Origin of the sequence: Micromonospora inaquosa, from assembly GCF_003857055.1 — a bacterium.
Taxonomy (GTDB): Bacteria; Actinomycetota; Actinomycetes; order Mycobacteriales; family Micromonosporaceae; genus Micromonospora; species Micromonospora inaquosa.
In genome coordinates, this window is sequence record NZ_QGSZ01000108.1 from 1 (window position 1) to 2,943 (window position 2,943).

The window sequence follows — 2,943 nt, forward strand, 5'->3', positions numbered from 1 at the left end:
GGGCGGCGGGGACCCAGCGGCCGGGTCGGTCGGCGGTGGCCAACTTGGCTGCGCCGGCGCCCAACCCGACCCGGTGCCGGACGGGCCGCCGGCCCCCCACCCCCCGGGTGCCGGGACGGCGCCGGTGAGCGACGGGTAGTCCGACGGCGAGGGCGGTGACTGGGCCGCAGCGCCAGGCTGGCCGGGAACCGGCGGTCGCCCGATCGGAGGTGCGGCGACCGGGGGCGTGACCGGCACCGCGACCGGCGACGGCCCACTCCGTTGCTCGACGACCGCAGCCCAGGGCGGCGTCGCGCCCCGGTCGCCCGGATCTGGCGGCCAGAGTGGTTCGATGTCCCGCTCCGGCGCCGGCTGCTGGCCGGGCACCTGCGCCCGGTCGGCGTTCTCGTCCATTACGGCCCTCCCCAGTCCTCCTGCGAGGATAGGCCCATTCGCCGAGCAGGGCCGATCGGCGCAGGCAGGTCGGCCGATCGATGCGTCGAGGTCAGTTCGACCAGACCGCCCAGGCGCCCGGCTCGATCCACCAGGAACGCTTGCGGGTCAGCTCGCCCTCGACACCATCGTCGAGGTACGGCACCTTGCCCTCCCTGGGCAGCACCGACACCGCCCGCCCACGGGCCCGCCGAACTTCGAGGCGTACCCGCTTGCGCCCCCACGTCGAGCGGACGACCACCGGCACGGCCACCGCGACCTCGACCTGGCCGTCGGTCGGGTCCGGCGCGGTCAGCAGCGTCACGTCGTCGAGCGTCGCGTACCCGCCGGCGTTGCCGACCGCGCAGGCCAGCAGCGGTTCGGAGCCGTCGGTGAGAATGGTGTCGTCGACCTCCACCCGGGCGCGCCAGTGCAGCGGTCGGCCGGCGTCGTCGGCGGCGCCGAGGAGCGCGCCGTCCAGGGTCACCGAGCCGCCGTCGTTGCGGAGCAGATCCAGCCGGCGCGGCGTGCCGTCCAGCACCGCAGCGGCCACCGCCGCCGGGTCACGGGGCAGCCCGAGCTGCGCGGCCAGGTCCCGGTGGGTGCCGCCACGAGCCGGGTCCAGCGGGAGTACGGCCACCGGCGGCAGGTCGGGCAGGGTCCGGCTGCCGGGCAGGTCCGCCGGGCGCTTGCTCGGCGCCGGGGCGTACCGCTTGACCAGCCGACGCAGCACGGCGCGCAACTGCCCGTCGCTGGCCACGGCGACGACCAGCCGGGTCTTGCTGTCCGAGTCCGGCCAGGTGAGGCCGTCCGGGCGGGCCGGGCCGTCGAACCGGGCCAACACCGCGTCGATCTCGGCGTCGGAGCGGGCCGTGATCGTCTCCACCCGGGCGCCCCGGGCGTTCAGCGCGTCGGCGCAGGCCAACACCGGCACCCGCGGCCGCTCCGTCGCGCACTGCTCGGCCTGGCCGGTGTCGGTTTGCCCGCTGTCGGCCTGGCTGGTGTCGGTCTGGCTCGTCGGGGCGGTGTCGGCCCCGGTCGCGCCGCCGCAACAGGCCCCGCCGCTGCCACAGGCCCCGGGAGCGTCCCGTTCCGAACCGAGGGTGAGCAGCACCACGTCGTACACGGAAGGAGCCTCCTGCCTCTCGACGCGACCCCTGCCGGCCACGCCGTCACTACTTGTTAACCTGACACCCCGGGCTCGCCGAGCGGTCGCCACCTGGCACCCGAGCCTTCTGGAGGCGGAAGAGATGCCAGCGATCGTGCTCATCGGCGCTCAGTGGGGCGACGAGGGCAAGGGCAAGGTTACCGACCTGCTGGGTGAGCGGGTCGACTACGTCGTGCGCTACTCCGGCGGCAACAACGCCGGACACACGGTGATCACCCCGGACGGCCAAAAATATGCGCTGCACCTGATGCCGTCCGGCGCGCTCTCGCCGGACGCGATGATCATCATCGGCAACGGTGTGGTGGTCGACCCGAAGGTGCTGCTCGCCGAGATCGACGGCCTGGCCGAGCGCGGCGTCGACGTGTCCCGGCTGCGGATCTCCGGCGACGCGCACCTGATCATGCCGCACCACCGGGCACTGGACCGGGTCATCGAGCGCTACCTCGGCTCGTCCCGGATCGGCACCACCGGCCGTGGCATCGGCCCGGCGTACGGGGACAAGGTCGCCCGGATCGGCATCCGACTTCAGGACCTGCTCGACCCGGGCATCCTGCGCAAGAAGCTGGAACTCGCGCTGCGCGAGAAGAACCAGATCCTGTTCAAGGTCTACAACCGCAAGGCGATCGACCTTGAGGCGACCGTCGAGGAGTACCTGGAGTACGCGGAGCGGCTCAAGCCGTACATCGCGGAGACCCGGGCGATGCTCTGGGACGCCCTGGACCGGGGCGAGACGGTGCTGCTGGAGGGCGCCCAGGCCACCATGCTCGACATGGACCACGGCACCTACCCCTTCGTGACCTCGTCCAACCCGACCGCCGGTGGCGCCTGCGTGGGCGCGGGCATCCCGCCGACCGCGATCAACAAGGTCATCGCGGTGAGCAAGGCGTACACCACCCGGGTCGGTGCCGGGCCGTTCCCGACCGAGCTGTTCGACGCCAACGGTGACCACCTGCGCAAGATCGGCGCGGAGTACGGCACCACCACCGGGCGGGAGCGCCGGTGCGGGTGGTTCGACGCGGTCGTCGCCCGGTACGCCTGCCGCCTCAACGGCGTCACCGACCTGGTCATCACCAAGCTGGACGTGCTCACCGGCCTGCCCAAGGTGCCGATCTGCGTCGGCTACGAGATCAACGGCGTCCGGGTCGACGACATGCCGATGAGCCAGACGGACTTCCACCACGCCAAGCCCGTCTTCGAGGAACTCGACGGCTGGTGGGAGGACATCACCAAGGCCCGCAGCGTCGACGACCTCCCGGAGAACGCCCGCCGCTACATCGCGCGGGTCGAAGAACTCTGCAAAACGAGGGTGAGCGTCGTAGGCGTAGGCCCAGGCCGAGAAGAAAACGTCCGCCTCCACCCCCTCC

The 2,943-nt window shown here is 72.7% G+C and carries 2 protein-coding genes and 1 pseudogene; 1 reads left to right on the forward strand and 2 read right to left on the reverse strand.

Annotation, left to right across the window (positions count from 1 at the left end; genetic code table 11):
- Together DLJ59_RS36785 and DLJ59_RS02390 are read right to left on the reverse strand one after the other, a co-directional pair.
- Nucleotides 1-393, reverse strand: a pseudogene (locus DLJ59_RS36785) (chromosome partitioning protein); the annotation flags it as partial.
- Nucleotides 394-484: 91 nt separating this feature from the next.
- The gene (locus DLJ59_RS02390; protein ID WP_124770878.1) at nucleotides 485-1,537 is read right to left on the reverse strand and encodes a diacylglycerol kinase family protein; all 1,053 of its coding nucleotides are present in this window, start codon (nucleotides 1,535-1,537) and stop codon (nucleotides 485-487) included.
- A gap of 124 nt (nucleotides 1,538-1,661) precedes the next feature.
- Between DLJ59_RS02390 and DLJ59_RS02395 the strand changes: the two genes are divergently transcribed.
- Nucleotides 1,662-2,943 (forward strand): adenylosuccinate synthase (locus tag DLJ59_RS02395; protein ID WP_124770879.1); only part of this gene is annotated, 1,282 nt, incomplete at its 3' end.